We start from the raw sequence: 16,490 nt of genomic DNA on the forward strand, positions 1-16,490 counted from the left end.
TAAGGCTTAGAAATCATTTTTATACTGATTGAAGAAAGGATGTTAATGAAGAAATTGAAGATAAAAAATAAAAAAATATTTTTCAGTATGGGGGATGTTACCTGTGAAGTAATGCTTTCCAGAGACCTTTATTTTTCAGAAAAACATTTATCAGACCGATGCTTTCCGATTTTATTTCATAAAACAAATGATGGAACTGGCTACTTCTCCGAGCAATGTCAACTGGATATTTCAGGACAAGTGAGGGAGTATTCGGCAGTTGGAGAAATAGCTTATTTTCCTACACTAAAGTTAATTGGAATTAATTTAGAAGAAAGCGAGCAGACTTTAGGGATACCACGCTATGTTTTTGGTAAAATAAAAGGAGAGTTGTGCAAAATGAAAAGTCTAAGGATGAATGAAGAGGCTATAATTTTTATGAGCTGTACGTTTTATAAATAGGATGAGTTTACTTTAACGTAATAAATGCCCTATTCCAAAAATCTAATTAGAATATACCTTAAAACTGTTTTGTTAAGAGAGAAACCGCTAGATAACATGTTACGCGTTTATCAGAATGCGGTGCAAAATGATAGAAAGTAATGAAAAACGATTATAAAATAAAGAAGTTGAAATGAATAACAATCAAGACATTCAAGTCTGAGGCATGAATAAATACGACTTGATTGGTCTATCAATCGTTATTTTTTCATGTTCTTCTAACTGTATGCGAAAACTTCATTGATTATTTCATCTTTATTGCTAGAATGAATGTAACGCGTTAGAGTTTATCTAATCCAATAGAAAAAGGAGTTTTTTTATGTATACGGTAAAACAAGTTGCTGATCAATTAGAAATGAATCCTCATACCGTTCGTTTTTATACAGATAAAGAGTTGATCCCCGGCTTAAAAAGAGGGGAAAACAATGTACGTTTATTTGATGAAGATACAATAGGGTGGCTACAAGGTGTTAAGGCATTGAGAAATAGTGGGATGTCAGTAGAAGCAATCAAACAATATGTTGATTTGTGTCTTGTCGGTGAAGCAGCAATTCCTGAAAGATTGGAGATAATAAAAGACCAACAAGAAAAAGTAAATGCGCAGTTAGCAGAACTACAGCAAAGTTCTCAGTTTCTTGCAGGAAAAGTACACTTTTACGAGAATTTATTAGATGGAAAAGAGACAATTGACCGAGGAAATCCAGCAGAAATGAATAAAATCAGAAAAGAACTAACGAGATTATGAATCAATAGATCTAAATTGTAGCATATAAAGGAATCAACTTTGAAATAGCAAAAAAGACCTCTAAAAGGTGTTTATTAAAAACACATTTCTGAGGTCTTGTTTCATTGTCTTGGCAAAGGATAATAAAAACTCAAGATTAGAAGAAACTTGGTTTTTCAAATTCTGTATCAGGTTCGCCCAAACCTAGACTTGCTTGGTGGTAATCAGCTTTTCCTGTCAATAAATCAGTTATAAATTGAGAAACAGCTTGACGAGTAACTTGTGCTTCCACAAAAGGCTCACCTTTTTCTGTTATATGAAGATCTGTATTCCCTTCTTCATTGTAAAGCCAAGTTATTCGAAGGATGACATAATCGAGCTTGCTGGCTTCAATAATGTCAGCCGCCTTACGAGGTGGAGCCGTCCACATAATACCCGTATTGGCTCGATACCACTTTTGAAATTTACCAGTAACTTCTTGATACAAGTCAGGAACACTTGCTGCAATAAACCGAGTAACATCACTTTCTTCTAATAGCTCAACTAACGATTTGATAAAATCGTCTTCCGCAACAAAGCTTAAATAAACGGTATCTACATCAACAAGATGCTTTTTGATTTTATCCAATTCTTTAAAATCGCCATCAACTAATGAAACACGATCACTTGCTTTAGCTGACAACCGAGAAGAAACATTTCGGCCATACAATACTAAATCAAAATCAGTTTGAGTTAATAGATCATCGGTTACCATTTTACCAATTTGCCCAGCAGCGCCTAAAATCATAACTTTCATAAATAATTCCTCCTACTAATCAAAATTTACATTTATAAAAACTGTTCTGACAAAATGTTTGAAAAAAGCTTAGTTACCTTAATGAGGAGTGTTTAAAGAGTTTAATTGTTTAACAACCTCAACATTATGATGATCTATGATGGTACTTTTTCCTAAATCTAATGTAGCAATTTTTTCGATGTCTTCTTGACCCAATGAAAAATCAAAAACAGCTAGATTTTCTTGCATGCGTTCTTTACGAACTGATTTAGGAATGATGATAACACCACGATCAAGATGCCATCTTAAGATCACTTGAGCGACTGATTTTTGATGTTTTTCAGCAATTTCTTTTAAGAGCTCATTTTCAAAAATGTTGTTTGCACCTTCTGATAGAGGTCCCCAGGCTTCAATGTGAACCCCGTATTCTTCCATCACAGCTTTTGCTTCATTTTGTTGCAAGAATGGATGAACTTCAATTTGGTTCACAGCAGGAACCACGTCGTTATTTAAAATCAAGTCAACTAATCGATCTGCTTCAAAGTTCGAAACTCCGATTGCTTTAATTTTCCCTTCTTTATATAGGTCTTCCATTGCACGCCAAGAACCATAATAGTCGCCAAAAGGTTGATGGATCAAGTATAAGTCAAGATAATCTAAGCCCAATTTTTTTAAAGAGGTTTCAAAAGCTAATTTAGTGTTTTCGTATCCTTGATCTGATACCCATAATTTAGTTGTAACAAATAATTCTTCCCTAGGGATACCGCTAAGTTTGATGGCTTTACCAACTGCTTCTTCATTTCCATAAGCAGCAGCTGTATCAATACTCCTATATCCTACTTCAAGAGCTTCTGTCACACAACGCTCAGTCTCTTCGGGTGATACTTGAAAAACACCATACCCTTCGATAGGCATTTCGATACCGTTATTTAGTTTAACTGTATGCATCATTAATTCCTCCATTTATTATATTATTTTGTTCATAAATAGACTATAACACTTTAGAGTTACTCTAAGTCAAGGCAGCAGTCCACTAACCGGGATCACATGCCCGATGAGCACCGCCTCTACGTCAACCAAACCCCTGAGAATGCTTTGGCTTGGGCAAGAGAGGTCGGCCTCGCTACATTAAACGTGGTGGAAGCCATTCTAGCGAACGCAGCTGCAGAAAAACAAGGTGTCAATGCCATATTCGCGCTCAAGAAAGTCTTACGCAAGCACACGAAATATGAACTTGAAAAAGCCTGCCAGACCGTCTTGGATGTCACAAAAAGGCCGACGGTCTCCCTTATCAAAACTGCATTAAAAACCAACCAAAAACGAGCAGAAGAAGAACAGCAGCAACGAGCCGAGGATAATCACCACACCTATGGTTTCACCCGCGGTGCCGCTTACTATGGAGGACGAGCAAATGATGAATGAAAGTACAATCCACAAGTTAATCGAAATGAAAATGGGCGGCATGGCCGATGCCTATAAAGACCAATCAAGGAGCAAACAGTACGAGCAGCTGGCTTTTGATGAACGCTTCACGTTGATGGTGGATCGGGAATATGCCCGGCGGAAAAGCAACAAGCTCCAACGTTTGATCAAACAGGCAAATTTTGAAGTGCCATCCGCTTCTATTGAAGAGGTTCAGTACTTTGAAGACCGTCGGCTTCCAAAAGAAGAGATTTTGCGCCTCGCCCATGGTGTTTACTTGGAAAACAAGAACAATATCATTTTGATGGGAGCAACAGGAGCTGGAAAAACATACCTCGCCTGTGCTTTCGGCATCGCCGCCTGCCGACAATTTTACGATGTGCAATATGTGCGGCTCCCAGACCTGTTGGATGAATTCAAGATTGCCAAGAACCAACCAGATGACAGCTACAAAAAGCTGATCCGGAAGTATACCAGAAAAGAGTTACTGATTATTGATGAGTGGCTGTTGCACGACCTTACAGAAGAGGAACTTTATCTCACAATGGAAATCATTGAGAAGCGGGAACGGCGGACCTCTACTATTTTCTGTACCCAGTTCAACACCAGCGGCTGGCATTCGAAATTAGGAAGTGGCCCTACTGCGGAAGCGGTGATTGATCGTATCGTACATAATTCTTATACGATTACGATTGACGGCGAAGTATCCATGCGAGAACGGATTGGTCTTTCCCACACCCTTTAATAGAAATCCCTTCTAGCAATCCAAGGGATTGCCTAAAAACACCCCTTATCCAGCGTAGGCTTAGCTGGCTAAGGGGTGTTTACGTATGTGGTACATTTGGTGGCAATGGGTGGTACAAACGATGGCAAACTCTGGTACAAAACTTGGCAACAATGGTACAAAGTAGTGGCAGTAATCAGTGTGATATTTGTATTGTGTTAGGTGTCAGGGATTCCGAGATCTACTTCTAATGAAGTACCAGATTGTCTGACTAGAGTTGCTCCAGTATACATTAATTTAGGGTAGCTGAGGCGCACGTGGTAGGTATTGTATTTTTTATAGTCATAGATTGAATGGTGGGATAAGAGACATTGTTTGATTGGGTTTGACAATCACTGTTTTTAAGTCACCAGCATTTACATAGCCAGATGTGCCGTGTGGAAACATAATCGGCAATCTTATTATAATTAACAGCGGCAGCCAAACTTGTAATTGGATCAAAAAAGCGATTATAGCTGTTAGTAAACTAAACAGTATTTTTTCCGACTCATTTATAGTTCCTCCAAATATTTATTTTGACTCAAGCTACAGTATTTGAAGTGATTTATCATAAAAATTGTAAATTATCAATGGTTTTGATATTATCAATATATATTGATAATTTAGGAAGTAGGTTTTGTAGATGAAACTAAATATTTTGAAAAAGGTGTTTTCCGATTTAGGTATTTCTACCAATGAATTTGATATCACCCTGAATTTGCCCATGGCGTATAAAAATCGATATGAACTTTTAGGATTAGAAGTAAACGAGAAAGAATACGTTTTAGTAAAAGAGGTTAGACAAAACTCTTTGGAAAATTTTGTCAAACAGGCAGAATATATTGGGGATATGATTGGCAGCAGTTATATTCTGGTTTTTTCAGCTATTTCCAATCAAAATAGAAGCTTATTATTAAAAGCAAGAATTCCTTTTATTGATTATAAAGGAAGTTTATTTTTACCCCAATTAGGAATTGTATTAAATAAGAATTTAGAGTTTTTTGAGACTAAAAAATTTTCACCTAGTGAACAACTAGTTTTTATCTATTTGATGAATCAAAGTAGGAAAGAAATTGTTCTTGAAGAAATTATGGACAAAACAAAATTGTCAAAACCAAGTATATATAGGGTCTTGAAAAGGTTCAGTAATCAAGGGTGGTTATTATCTGAATATGGGGAGTACATATTTAGAAAAAGTAGAAAAGAAATTTTTAGCGAAAGCCAAAAGTTTTTGTTTAATCCAATTAAAAAGACAGTATACCTTGACTCATCAGGAAGGGAAAAACTAGATCGATTCAAAGCTCCTATTTATACAATTGCTGGAACTTTAGCATTAGCCAAATTATCCATGTTGGCGGAAGACAGAGAGATTTTTGCAATTTCCAATAAAAAATTTAACTGGATAGTGAAAAATGAACCTATAAGTTATTATGAAACTTCCCTAGAAGGGTTTACTGAGCTACAAATTTGGCGTTATGAACCAATTAAAAATCAAAATAACATAGTTGATCCAATCTCTTTATATTTAACATTAAAAGATTCAACTGATCCACGAATAGAATTAGAGCTATCAGAAGTAGTAAATGAATTTTTGGAAGGATATGAAGCAGATGCCAGCAAACTATAATGAGAAATTTCTTGAAGCGTTCAAAGGATTTGAAGAGTACTATATAATCATAGGTGGGACAGCAACCTCAATCATACTAGAGTCAAAAGGATTAGATAGCAGATCGACCAAAGATTATGACATGGTCATTATTGATGATAAAAAGGATAAAGAATTCTATGAAGTGATTACGACATTTCTTGAAGAGGGAAACTATACACCAGAAGTCAGCGAAAATAATCAATTGTTTCGATTCACTACTGAGAATGAAGCATTTCCCAAGATGATTGAATTATTTAGTAAAGAGCCACTATATGCTTTATCTAATCACAGTCGCACAGTTCCGTTGTCATTTGAAGATGAAATGAGTTTATCAGCTCTTCTTCTAGATACAGACTATTATGATTTTTTAACGTCAAGAAGAGAAATAATTGAAGGATATCCTGTTCTAAATAGTAAAGCAATGATTGTGTTTAAAGCAAAAGCTTGGATAGATTTAACGGAAAGAAAAGAATCAGGCGCTAGAGTTGACAGTAAGAACATAAAAAAGCATTTAAATGATATTGCTCGTCTATTAGGCTCACTAGAGAATACTAATAAATTAGAGATGCCAGATTCAATTCAAAATGATATGCAGAAATTTATCAGTTTGTTGCAGTTAAATAGTGAATTGATTCCTCAAAATGATGCTATTGACTTTGACCGACAAGAAATTCTAGAATTACTGGACCAATTATTGGGGTAAGTAATATTTTTTTATGGCGGGAGAAGTTTGTAGCTTCCAACAGCTTGTGATTAAAATAATCAGGCTGAATTTAAATTTGAATTTTTACGTAAATCTCCATTTTTAAGTTGGTTCTTTACTTTCAGTAGTGGTTATTCTATTTCCAAGATATCACAGTAAGTAGAGTGTCAGTTTTTTTATTAAAAACTAAAAATTGAAATCTCCAAAATTCAATTGTCTCCTTGATACATCTGAGCTTGTTTCAATAAAATGAGTCTAATTGAGAGTTGATAAATATGTTTATATCAACTGATGAAGCGCTTTCTATAGACGGTGTTTTGTTTTAAGAAATATGATACAATTAGGGTGTCTTCCCTCGCTAGTTTTATACTCTTTTTGAAAAAAAGATTTAAAATAAAAATCTATATCTTGATGATATTTGAGGTATAGATTCACATTTTGATTTTGTACTTCTCAAAAAATAAAACAATAATATGTAGTGAGGAGGGTAAGCTATCAAAAATACTATTGAAGAAATGGAAATTCAATTATTGACGAATGCTGAATTTTCGACGTCTGAAATATCTAATTTATTGGGTATTAGCAGATATAAAATTAATCAATATCTAATTAGGTTTGAGATGGTAAAAATTAATAATGAGTTGATGGCACTTCAAAATAAAGTCGAAACTTTAGAAGCGCAGAATCAAGTACTATTAAATTTACTTAAAAAGCTAAGCTAATATTGATTAATGTTCTAGCGAGGGAAGATAAATTTTTGAATGGGGAGGTTGCATATGGGGAAAAAAAGTATAATTAATGAAAAAGTAAATATTGGCTTTGACATAGGTATAGCATCAGTCGGATGGTCTGTTGTCAGTACGAACTCTGGGAAAATCCTTGAGACAGGTGTTAGTCTTTTTCCTAGCGGAACGGCATCTAGAAATGAAGAACGGCGTGGCTTTCGCCAATCAAGGCGCTTACTTAGAAGAAGGAAACAGCGAGTATCAGATCTGAAGAATTACCTAAGTGAACGAGGATTCATAAAAGAAGAAATCAGTTTATCGTTAAGTCCTTACGAATTACGAGTCAAAGGACTGGCAGAAGAATTAACTAAAGAAGAAATAGTAACTGCGCTCTTACACTTGGTGAAGCGGCGAGGGATAAGCTATTCTTTGGAAGACTCTGAAGATGCGAGGAGTCAATCTGATTACAAGCAAAGTGTGGATATCAATCAAAAGTTGTTAGAAAAAATGACGCCTGCTGAAATCCAATTAGAACGCTTGGAAAAATACGGGAAAATCAGAGGACAAGTCAAAGACTTATCAAACGAGAATAATGAGACATTAATAAATGTATTTCCGAATTCCGCATATATTGATGAAACCAAGAAAATTTTACAAAAGCAACAAGAATTCCATAATGAAATTTCGGAAGAATTTATGGAGAATGTTTTAGAAGTGATTTCTAGGAAACGCGCCTATTACACTGGACCGGGATCGGAAAAATCTCGGACTGATTATGGAATCTATCGAGAAGATGGAACAACTCTAGAGAATCTGTTTGAAATCTTGATTGGCAAAGATAAAATTTTTCCTGACGAATATCGTGCAGCCGGAAATTCTTATACTGCACAACTGTATAACTTGTTGAATGATTTAAATAATTTGAAAATCCAAACTTTGGAAAATGGGAAATTATCGACAGCTCAAAAAGAAGAAATCATTCAGACAGTAAAAACTTCAACTGGCCGAAGTGTTAACATGATGAAAGTGATTCAGAAAGTAACTCAGTCTGAAGAAAAAGATATTTCTGGCTATCGAATTGACCGTAAGGATAAACCAGAAATTCATTCTATGGCAATTTATCGCAAAGTCAGAAATAAATTTTTGATTGAAGATGTAGATATTAGTGAATGGCCGATTGAATTTTTAGATGAGCTAGGAAGAATCCTAACTTTGAATACTGAAAATGGTGAAATTAGAAGAGCGTTGCAAAATAAAAAACAAGCATACAGCTTTTTAGATGATACATTGATAGATTTAATCATTGAATCTAAACAAGCCTTTAATTTGGATAGTAATAATAAATGGCATAGGTTTTCTTTGAAAACTATGAAGTTATTGATACCGGAATTATTGCAAACCTCTGATGAACAGATGACGATTTTAACGAATTTAGGTCTGATTCATGAACATAAAAAAGACTATAGTGAAAGAAATGGCATAGACATTAAGAATCTATCTGAGAACATCTACAATCCGATTGTTAGGAAATCTGTTAAACAATCCATGGAAATTTTTAATGGATTAGTTAAAAAATATAAGGATATTGCTTATATAGTCATTGAAATGCCAAGAGATGGCGATGAGGATGAACAGAGACGTCAGACTCAAAAGTTCCAGAAAGAAAATGAAGCTGAAAAAGAGTCAGCGTTAATGGAATTTCAAGAACTCGCAGGAGTGAGTGATTCTCAGTTAGAAAGTCAATTATATAAACGAAAAAAATTAAGAATGAAAATCCGTTTGTGGTATCAACAGCAAGGAAAATGTCCATATTCTGGAAAAACAATCAAAGCAGATGATTTATTTTTTAAAGATCAGCTATTTGAAGTAGATCACATTATCCCTTTGTCCATTTCGTATGATGATAGTCAAAATAATAAAGTTCTTTGTTACAGCGAGATGAATCAAGAAAAAGGCCAAAGAACTCCCTATGGATTTATGCAACTTGGCAAGGGACAAAAATTTTCAGAAATGCAGGCAATGATCAGAAGTAATTCACGAATGTCAGCGACAAAAAAACGTAATTTAGAATTTACCGAAAATCTTAATGACTTAGAAGTACGGAAAAGATTCATTGCTCGAAATTTGGTAGATACCCGATATGCTTCAAGAATTGTGTTAAATGAGTTGCAGCAGTTTGTGAGAAGTAAAGAGCTAGAAACGAAAGTAACAGTTATTCGTGGCAAACTAACAAGTAAGTTAAGAGGAACTTGGCGGATTAACAAATCAAGAGAGACTCACCATCATCACGCCGTAGATGCGACCGTTATTGCAGTATCTCCGATGCTAAAAATTTGGGAACGGAACGAAGAAATTATTCCACTAAAAGTGAATGAAAACGTGATTGATGTAAAGACTGGAGAAGTTCTGGATGATGAAACCTATCAAAACGAAATGTATCAATTACCTTATGCTCATTTTTTAAGCTATTTAGTAAATATGGACGATCAAATTAAGTTTCGTCATCAAGTAGATAAAAAAATGAACCGAAAAGTGAGTGACGCAACTATTTATTCGACACGTTCTGTGAAAGTTGGCAAAGACAAGCAACCTCAGGATTATGTTTTAGGAAAAATAAAAAATATTTACGATACAGCCGATTATTTAGCATTCAAAAAGATTTATGAGAAAGATAAAACAAAATTCTTGATGCAAAGAATTGATCCGAAAACTTTTGAAAAATTAGAAAAAATAATGAGTGACTATCCGGCTGCAGTAGATGAGGTTCAAAGTAATGGTAAAGTAAAATCTGTAGCTATCAGTCCCTTTGAACTGTATCGTAGAGACCATGGACCAGTGACTAAGTACGCAAAGAAAAATAATGGTCCGGCAATCCGAACATTGAAGTATTATGATAGTAAATTAGGAAGTCATATCAATATTACTCCTAAAAACAGTCACAATAAAAAAGTTGCCTTACAGTCATTAAAACCGTGGCGAACAGATGTGTACTTCAATGACAACACACAAGAATACGAAATTATGGGATTGAAGTATGCAGATCTTAAGTTTGTTAATAGAGAGTATGGGATTCTGAGCACACGATATCAAGAGATTAAAGTAAATGAAGGCGTATCTAATGATTCTCATTTTATCATGACTCTTTATAGAGGAGATAGAATTAAAGTCATTGATATAGTCAATGATGAGTCTGTGGAGTTACTTTATAGTTCTAGAACCATTCCAACAAAAAAAGGTTATGTTGAATTAAAACCAATTGATAAGACAAAATTTGATTCGAAAGAAATTGTGTCATTATACGGAAAAGTGACACCAAACGGTCAATTTATAAAAAAATTTACTCGTAAAGGATATAGATTACTAAAAGTAAATACTGATATTTTGGGGAATTCATATTATATTAGTCAAGAAGGTACAGAGCCCAAGAATGTCCTTGACACCGTTTTCGAAGGTTGATACAATAACGGTACAAGAGACGTCTTGTACCGTTACTAATTTTTTGAGAATCTACAAAAATAAGGCTTTATGCCGAATTTCCCACTCAATTTATTGAGTGGGTTTTTATTTTATTCAGAAAAGAGGGGAAGATATGACATGGCGAATTATACATATCAAAGAAAGTGAACGACTACAACTCAAATTAGACAATTTAGAAATTTTTAAAGGTGGTAGTAAATATTTAATTCCGTTATCTGATATTAGTATGGTGGTTATTGAAGGAAATACATCGGTCACAACCAATATATTGGCCCAATTTACTAAACATAATATCGCTTTGGTTATTTGCGATAATAAGTATTTACCAACGGGCTTACTTTTAAACTATGGGAACTATCATCGAACAGCAAAGAGAGTTTTAGAACAAATTCAATGGACAGAAGAGCAAAAGCAACTACTTTGGAAAGAAATAGTGGGGCAAAAAATTTTGAATCAAATTGAGTTTGCTGTATATAAAAAAATCACTGACGAGCGGTTGATGACTATGATTGAGTTGCATAATCAGTTACAGCCAGGAGATACCAGTAATAGAGAGGGACACGTGGCAAAAGTATATTTTAATTCATTGTATGGACTGGATTTCACGAGAGATGATGAATGTTTGACGAATGGTGCGATGAATTATGGTTATGCTATTGTCCGAGCTGCTATGGCTCGAATTATTGTCGGTCAAGGTCTAATGACCATGATGGGAATCTTTCATAAAAATGAATTTAATTCATTTAATTTAGTAGATGATCTAATGGAACCTTTTCGTCCATTAATGGATTATTGGATTGACCGAATGATTCTACCGGAATATGAATTTTTGACGTATGAAGCTCGGTTGACAATTATTAATTTTTTGAATCAGCCTATGTACTATGGAACGAAAAAAAGCACAGTAGAACAAGTGATGAAAAAATTTGTAAGCAGTTTTTTGAAATCGGTTACTAAAAATGGCGGAATTCACGAAGTATTATTAAGAGATTTTATGGAGGCAGAAAGATGAGGTATCAAAAAATGAGGATATTTTGTATGTTTGATTTACCAACTGAAACACAACAAGACAGAAGAGCTTATCGGTTATTTCGGAAGGAACTTCTATCGAATGGCTTTGTGATGCTACAGTACTCTATTTATTATCGAACGGTTCCTAATCGATCAGCTGGTAAAAAATATGAATCTATTTTAAAAAGAATGATACCACCAGTTGGAGAGGTTAGGCTGTTATATGTTAGCGAAAAACAATTTGAAGATATGAAGTTTTTAGTGGGGACAAAAGGACATCAAGAAGAAGTGATTGGAAGCCAAAGATTGGTGGTGATTTAATGGAAATAGAAATTGAATATGAATTCGGAAAATTTTTAAAGTTTGGTGGCGATGAAATAACCTATATTTTAGGTGCAAATCATGAAGTGAAGTGGAAATTATATCGAGGGCTTAAACGATTTTCTACAGGTAAAAATTTATCTGAATTAGAAGAGAATGTTTATGGAGACGATGGAATAGTCATTCGCTGCAACGGGAAGCAAATGAAGTCTAGAAATTTACCTATGTATTTTTTAGACTGTCGAGAAAGTTTTTTAGAACAATATCGTTATTCAAGAGGCAGTATGATGAAAAACTATGTTGATTCTCTAGAAAACAACTATGCTTTAACTAAGCAAATTGATGTAATTAATGATGAGATTTTGAAATTTGAGGTAGAATTACAGGATAATTTTAGTGCAACAACGGAAAGAATTATTACCGTGATGAAACCTATTAACTATGCTAATGTCATTAAATATTTTTTAGAATTGAGTTTCTATGAAAATTCAGTTTTATATCCGATTGAAATGATGGATATTTCAATGATGTTAGATGACTATTGTACATTAATTAACAACGAAATTGAAAGGACGAACAAAAAAACATGGATATGGATTAATAATCCAAATTCTTTTATATCAAAAGATATTTTCCCTGTTTTTATAAAGAATTTGAAAGCTATCGCAGAAAAAACAGGATTGTTACATATCTTCATTATGAGTGAAGATTATATTGATTTTACCTATTCAGTGAGTGACATATCGAATACAGTGGTTGTATATGATGATTATCAACAACTGCCTGATTTTGATTTATTAATCGAGTCTATTTTGAGATACTATCCAGACGAAACTAAATTGGATCATAATAAGATACTTCAAGCACTTTATCGAGTATTTCCATATGTTGGTTGGAAATGGAATACATCTGGGGTCTATCTAAAAGCAAAAGATATGGTATTATTAAAAGTAGTCATTCAACTTTTGGGTTGTTCATCGACCTTATATTGTACGGAAGAAGAGCAGTCTTTATCGGTTTTAGAACAAAAATTTTTGTTGAGTTGACGAAAACACGAAAACTTTAGATTAGAGACGTCTATTTGAGGTTTTTGTACTCTCAAGAAATTAGTAACGGTAAAACCACGTCTGTTTTTAACAGACCCCCACCAGCGTTTTTGTACTCTCAAGAAATTAGTAACGGTAAAACATTGTCCTTCAAGTTCCAATTCATCTCCTTGTTTTTGTACTCTCAAGAAATTAGTAACGGTAAAACATTCGAAAATTAAAGGATGACAAAACACCAGAGTTTTTGTACTCTCAAGAAATTAGTAACGGTAAAACATAAACTTATGACTATGAGATTAAAATCAAGTTTTTGTACTCTCAAGAAATTAGTAACGGTAAAACGATTTTCTGACTATTGTTTTTATCTGCACTGTTTTTGTACTCTCAAGAAATTAGTAACGGTAAAACTTATTACTACGATGGTAAGTATTGGCAAACGTTTTTGTACTCTCAAGAAATTAGTAACGGTAAAACGACTGCTCATTCACTTTCCGCTTAAAAGGTGTTTTTGTACTCTCAAGAAATTAGTAACGGTAAAACGAAGATATCGATGATGATGATCTTCCTTTCGTTTTTGTACTCTCAAGAAATTAGTAACGGTAAAACATTTAGCTAGGAGGTGTAAACGAACATTTGGTTTTTGTACTCTCAAGAAATTAGTAACGGTAAAACTATACAAGGGCAGTTTGTCAGCGAGGGCGAGTTTTTGTACTCTCAAGAAATTAGTAACGGTAAAACGGAATTAGTGGATATCAAAGAAATATTTTGGTTTTTGTACTCTCAAGAAATTAGTAACGGTAAAACTTATATCCCAAACCTTGAATTTTATCTCCCGTTTTTGTACTCTCAAGAAATTAGTAACGGTAAAACTGCCGGTGGCTGTTTGCGTAAACGTCTCTAGTTTTTGTACTCTCAAGAAATTAGTAACGGTAAAACGAGAGCACAACTTGTGATTGCGGATATACCGTTTTTGTACTCTCAAGAAATTAGTAACGGTAAAACGTTTAATTACGATAAATCAATGGCAGATACGTTTTTGTACTCTCAAGAAATTAGTAACGGTAAAACAATAAGTTTGACGAATATCTAAACGAATATGTTTTTGTACTCTCAAGAAATTAGTAACGGTAAAACTTTTAAACTCAGTGGGGGAATCCATCATACGTTTTTGTACTCTCAAGAAATTAGTAACGGTAAAACTTCAGGATAAGTTACTGTAAAATCAGTAATCGTTTTTGTACTCTCAAGAAATTAGTAACGGTAAAACTTGCCGATGACTTCAAAATCATTAGCCATGGTTTTTGTACTCTCAAGAAATTAGTAACGGTAAAACTAGATTCAACCCCTCAGCAATCTTTTTAGCGTTTTTGTACTCTCAAGAAATTAGTAACGGTAAAACGTTCACACACGTTCATCTGCATAGTCACCTGTTTTTGTACTCTCAAGAAATTAGTAACGGTAAAACCATTGCTGATCAGAAGAAAAAGTTTGCCGAGGTTTTTGTACTCTCAAGAAATTAGTAACGGTAAAACTCATGTTCTTGCGCTTTGCTTACTCTACTAGTTTTTGTACTCTCAAGAAATTAGTAACGGTAAAACTGGACTACCTTTAAAGGAGGAAACTGAAGTGTTTTTGTACTCTCAAGAAATTAGTAACGGTAAAACTCGTTGGCTCCATTGGTCCCAATCCAATGCTGTTTTTGTACTCTCAAGAAATTAGTAACGGTAAAACAAGCCGTCTTTCCCGCCGCTGGTCTGCCTGGTTTTTGTACTCTCAAGAAATTAGTAACGGTAAAACCTATTTCTTTATCTATTTCTTTATCTTTATGTTTTTGTACTCTCAAGAAATTAGTAACGGTAAAACAAGTCATTCACGTCTGAACCGTCCCAACCAAGTTTTTGTACTCTCAAGAAATTAGTAACGGTAAAACTGTGAACAGCGATATAAAAGGAACGCGAACGTTTTTGTACTCTCAAGAAATTAGTAACGGTAAAACTTTGTGTGAAGCTTTTTCTTTCCTTTATATGTTTTTGTACTCTCAAGAAATTAGTAACGGTAAAACTGTATCGCCAGGTACGATGAATGATTGGGTGTTTTTGTACTCTCAAGAAATTAGTAACGGTAAAACCTTCTACTACTTCATCATTTATTGCTTCTCGTTTTTGTACTCTCAAGAAATTAGTAACGGTAAAACCAGTGAATGTTACTGAAGAAATAGATAAATGGTTTTTGTACTCTCAAGAAATTAGTAACGGTAAAACCTTCTACTACTTCATCATTTATTGCTTCTCGTTTTTGTACTCTCAAGAAATTAGTAACGGTAAAACACGAGCTACTCGACATTAAGAGTTTTGTTGGGTTTTTGTACTCTCAAGAAATTAGTAACGGTAAAACGAAGTGGCGAAATACCGACAAAAGCGAGACGTTTTTGTACTCTCAAGAAATTAGTAACGGTAAAACCGTAATCATTGAGTTTCTTCTCTGCAGCAGGTTTTTGTACTCTCAAGAAATTAGTAACGGTAAAACTCAAATCGGCGTATTTGCCATTTAATTGGTGATAAAAAATTACCAGAGTATCAAATTTCTTTTCTAAAAACTATCCTTTGTGATAAAGAAAAATTAGATTATTTTAAACCCGCTAAGGATGATGAAGTTCAGATAATGAGTATTCACAAAGCTAAGGGATTAGAATTTGATATTACATTTATTTTCGATAATTATAAGTATATACTGCCGAGTGAATGGGAAAATGAATACAAATATTATGAAGAAGATTTGAAGGTGCACTATGTAGCTTTAACTAGAGCTTCGAAAGCCTGTTATATAATGCAAGGTAATTTAAGATACAGAGAAAAGCAGGATGATTTGATAGCAGCAAAAGATTCTATATTTTTGTCAATTAATGGACTGCCTAGTCATCGTAGAAATTTAGTATGGAGTAAACAAATGGTTAAATAGCTTAGTTAAATTCTGAGTTGTAAAAAAGAACGGGGGAATTTTATGAAGTATTTTTCTAATAACTATTCAGCAGTGCAGTATCCGTTGGCTAATGAAGAAAGTGGATACGGTGTTTTCATAAAAGGAGATATAAAACTTTTGGAAAAAGATTTAAAGAAGAATGTTCCGATTCGTGGACGAGTTATAGCTTGTCAGCCATCTCTAACAAATAAAATTGCATTGCCAGAAAAAATTGGTGAGGTACTAAGTGCGACTAATATGAAAATCAAAAATTCAGCTTTAGCAAATGAATTTATTGTTTGGGGTAGTTAATAACCTGAATAATTCATAGCTCAATATTTAATCTATTTTATCGAACGAATAACCTATTTTGAAATAAGGTCAGGTATTTTCTCTAAAAATAATCTGTTTTCAGACTGTATACTCTTGGATAAAGC

At 34.0% G+C, this 16,490-nt stretch carries 14 protein-coding genes and 1 CRISPR repeat array; of the genes, 12 read left to right on the forward strand and 2 right to left on the reverse strand.

Going from position 1 to position 16,490, the window contains the following annotated elements; genetic code table 11:
• Positions 1 to 45 precede the first annotated feature (45 nt).
• Positions 46 to 441: a hypothetical protein gene (locus tag ACWODM_RS12805; RefSeq protein WP_455321759.1), complete on the forward strand. Its 396-nt coding sequence runs from the start codon at positions 46 to 48 to the stop codon at positions 439 to 441.
• Between the two features lie 358 nt (positions 442 to 799).
• Entirely contained in the window at positions 800 to 1,225 is a 426-nt protein-coding gene (locus ACWODM_RS12810) for a MerR family transcriptional regulator (RefSeq protein WP_455321760.1), read from the forward strand.
• A 136-nt stretch (positions 1,226 to 1,361) separates the two neighbouring features.
• Here the strand turns inward: ACWODM_RS12810 and ACWODM_RS12815 are convergent, their stop codons facing one another.
• Together ACWODM_RS12815 and ACWODM_RS12820 are read right to left on the reverse strand one after the other, a co-directional pair.
• Positions 1,362 to 2,000 carry an NAD(P)H-binding protein gene (locus ACWODM_RS12815; RefSeq protein ID WP_455321761.1) on the reverse strand — a complete coding sequence of 213 codons (639 nt, stop codon included), beginning with the start codon at positions 1,998 to 2,000 and terminating at the stop codon, positions 1,362 to 1,364.
• A gap of 78 nt (positions 2,001 to 2,078) precedes the next feature.
• Positions 2,079 to 2,927, reverse strand: coding sequence for an aldo/keto reductase (locus tag ACWODM_RS12820; RefSeq protein ID WP_455321771.1), 849 nt, complete (start codon positions 2,925 to 2,927; stop codon positions 2,079 to 2,081).
• Between the two features lie 99 nt (positions 2,928 to 3,026).
• Here ACWODM_RS12820 and ACWODM_RS12825 point away from each other — a divergent pair, with 99 nt between their 5' ends.
• From ACWODM_RS12825 to ACWODM_RS12870, 10 genes are all read left to right on the forward strand, one after another.
• The gene (locus ACWODM_RS12825) at positions 3,027 to 3,401 is read left to right on the forward strand and encodes a hypothetical protein (protein WP_455321762.1); all 375 of its coding nucleotides are present in this window, start codon (positions 3,027 to 3,029) and stop codon (positions 3,399 to 3,401) included.
• Positions 3,391 to 4,146 (forward strand): IS21-like element helper ATPase IstB, encoded by a 756-nt coding sequence (gene istB, locus ACWODM_RS12830; RefSeq protein ID WP_455321763.1) that lies wholly within the window; start codon positions 3,391 to 3,393, stop codon positions 4,144 to 4,146. The genes ACWODM_RS12825 and istB overlap by 11 nt, the downstream gene beginning before the upstream one ends.
• Before the next feature lie 661 nt (positions 4,147 to 4,807).
• Complete coding sequence (locus tag ACWODM_RS12835) at positions 4,808 to 5,791, forward strand: hypothetical protein (RefSeq protein ID WP_455321764.1); 984 nt, start codon at positions 4,808 to 4,810, stop codon at positions 5,789 to 5,791.
• Entirely contained in the window at positions 5,775 to 6,515 is a 741-nt protein-coding gene (locus tag ACWODM_RS12840; protein ID WP_455321765.1) for a hypothetical protein, read from the forward strand. The genes ACWODM_RS12835 and ACWODM_RS12840 overlap by 17 nt, the downstream gene beginning before the upstream one ends.
• Before the next feature lie 776 nt (positions 6,516 to 7,291).
• Positions 7,292 to 10,696, forward strand: a complete 3,405-nt coding sequence (gene cas9, locus ACWODM_RS12845; protein ID WP_455321766.1) for a type II CRISPR RNA-guided endonuclease Cas9 — start codon at positions 7,292 to 7,294, stop codon at positions 10,694 to 10,696.
• A 133-nt stretch (positions 10,697 to 10,829) separates the two neighbouring features.
• Complete coding sequence (gene cas1 / locus ACWODM_RS12850; RefSeq protein WP_455321767.1) at positions 10,830 to 11,729, forward strand: type II CRISPR-associated endonuclease Cas1; 900 nt, start codon at positions 10,830 to 10,832, stop codon at positions 11,727 to 11,729.
• Positions 11,730 to 11,740: 11 nt separating this feature from the next.
• On the forward strand, positions 11,741 to 12,049 hold the full coding sequence (gene cas2 / locus ACWODM_RS12855; RefSeq protein WP_455321772.1) for a CRISPR-associated endonuclease Cas2: 309 nt from the start codon (positions 11,741 to 11,743) through the stop codon (positions 12,047 to 12,049).
• Positions 12,049 to 13,095, forward strand: coding sequence for a CRISPR-associated protein Csn2-St (gene csn2-St, locus ACWODM_RS12860; RefSeq protein ID WP_455321768.1), 1,047 nt, complete (start codon positions 12,049 to 12,051; stop codon positions 13,093 to 13,095). Before cas2 ends, csn2-St begins: the two co-directional genes overlap by 1 nt.
• A gap of 40 nt (positions 13,096 to 13,135) precedes the next feature.
• Positions 13,136 to 15,621: direct repeats of the CRISPR family, unit length 36 nt; unit sequence GTTTTTGTACTCTCAAGAAATTAGTAACGGTAAAAC.
• 54 nt (positions 15,622 to 15,675) lie between these two features.
• Positions 15,676 to 16,053: a 3'-5' exonuclease gene (locus ACWODM_RS12865; protein WP_455321773.1), complete on the forward strand. Its 378-nt coding sequence runs from the start codon at positions 15,676 to 15,678 to the stop codon at positions 16,051 to 16,053.
• 42 nt (positions 16,054 to 16,095) lie between these two features.
• A complete protein-coding gene (locus tag ACWODM_RS12870; protein WP_455321769.1) occupies positions 16,096 to 16,365 on the forward strand; it encodes a hypothetical protein in 270 nt (89 codons plus the stop codon).
• Positions 16,366 to 16,490 lie beyond the last annotated feature (125 nt).

This window comes from Enterococcus olivae, from assembly GCF_053760925.1.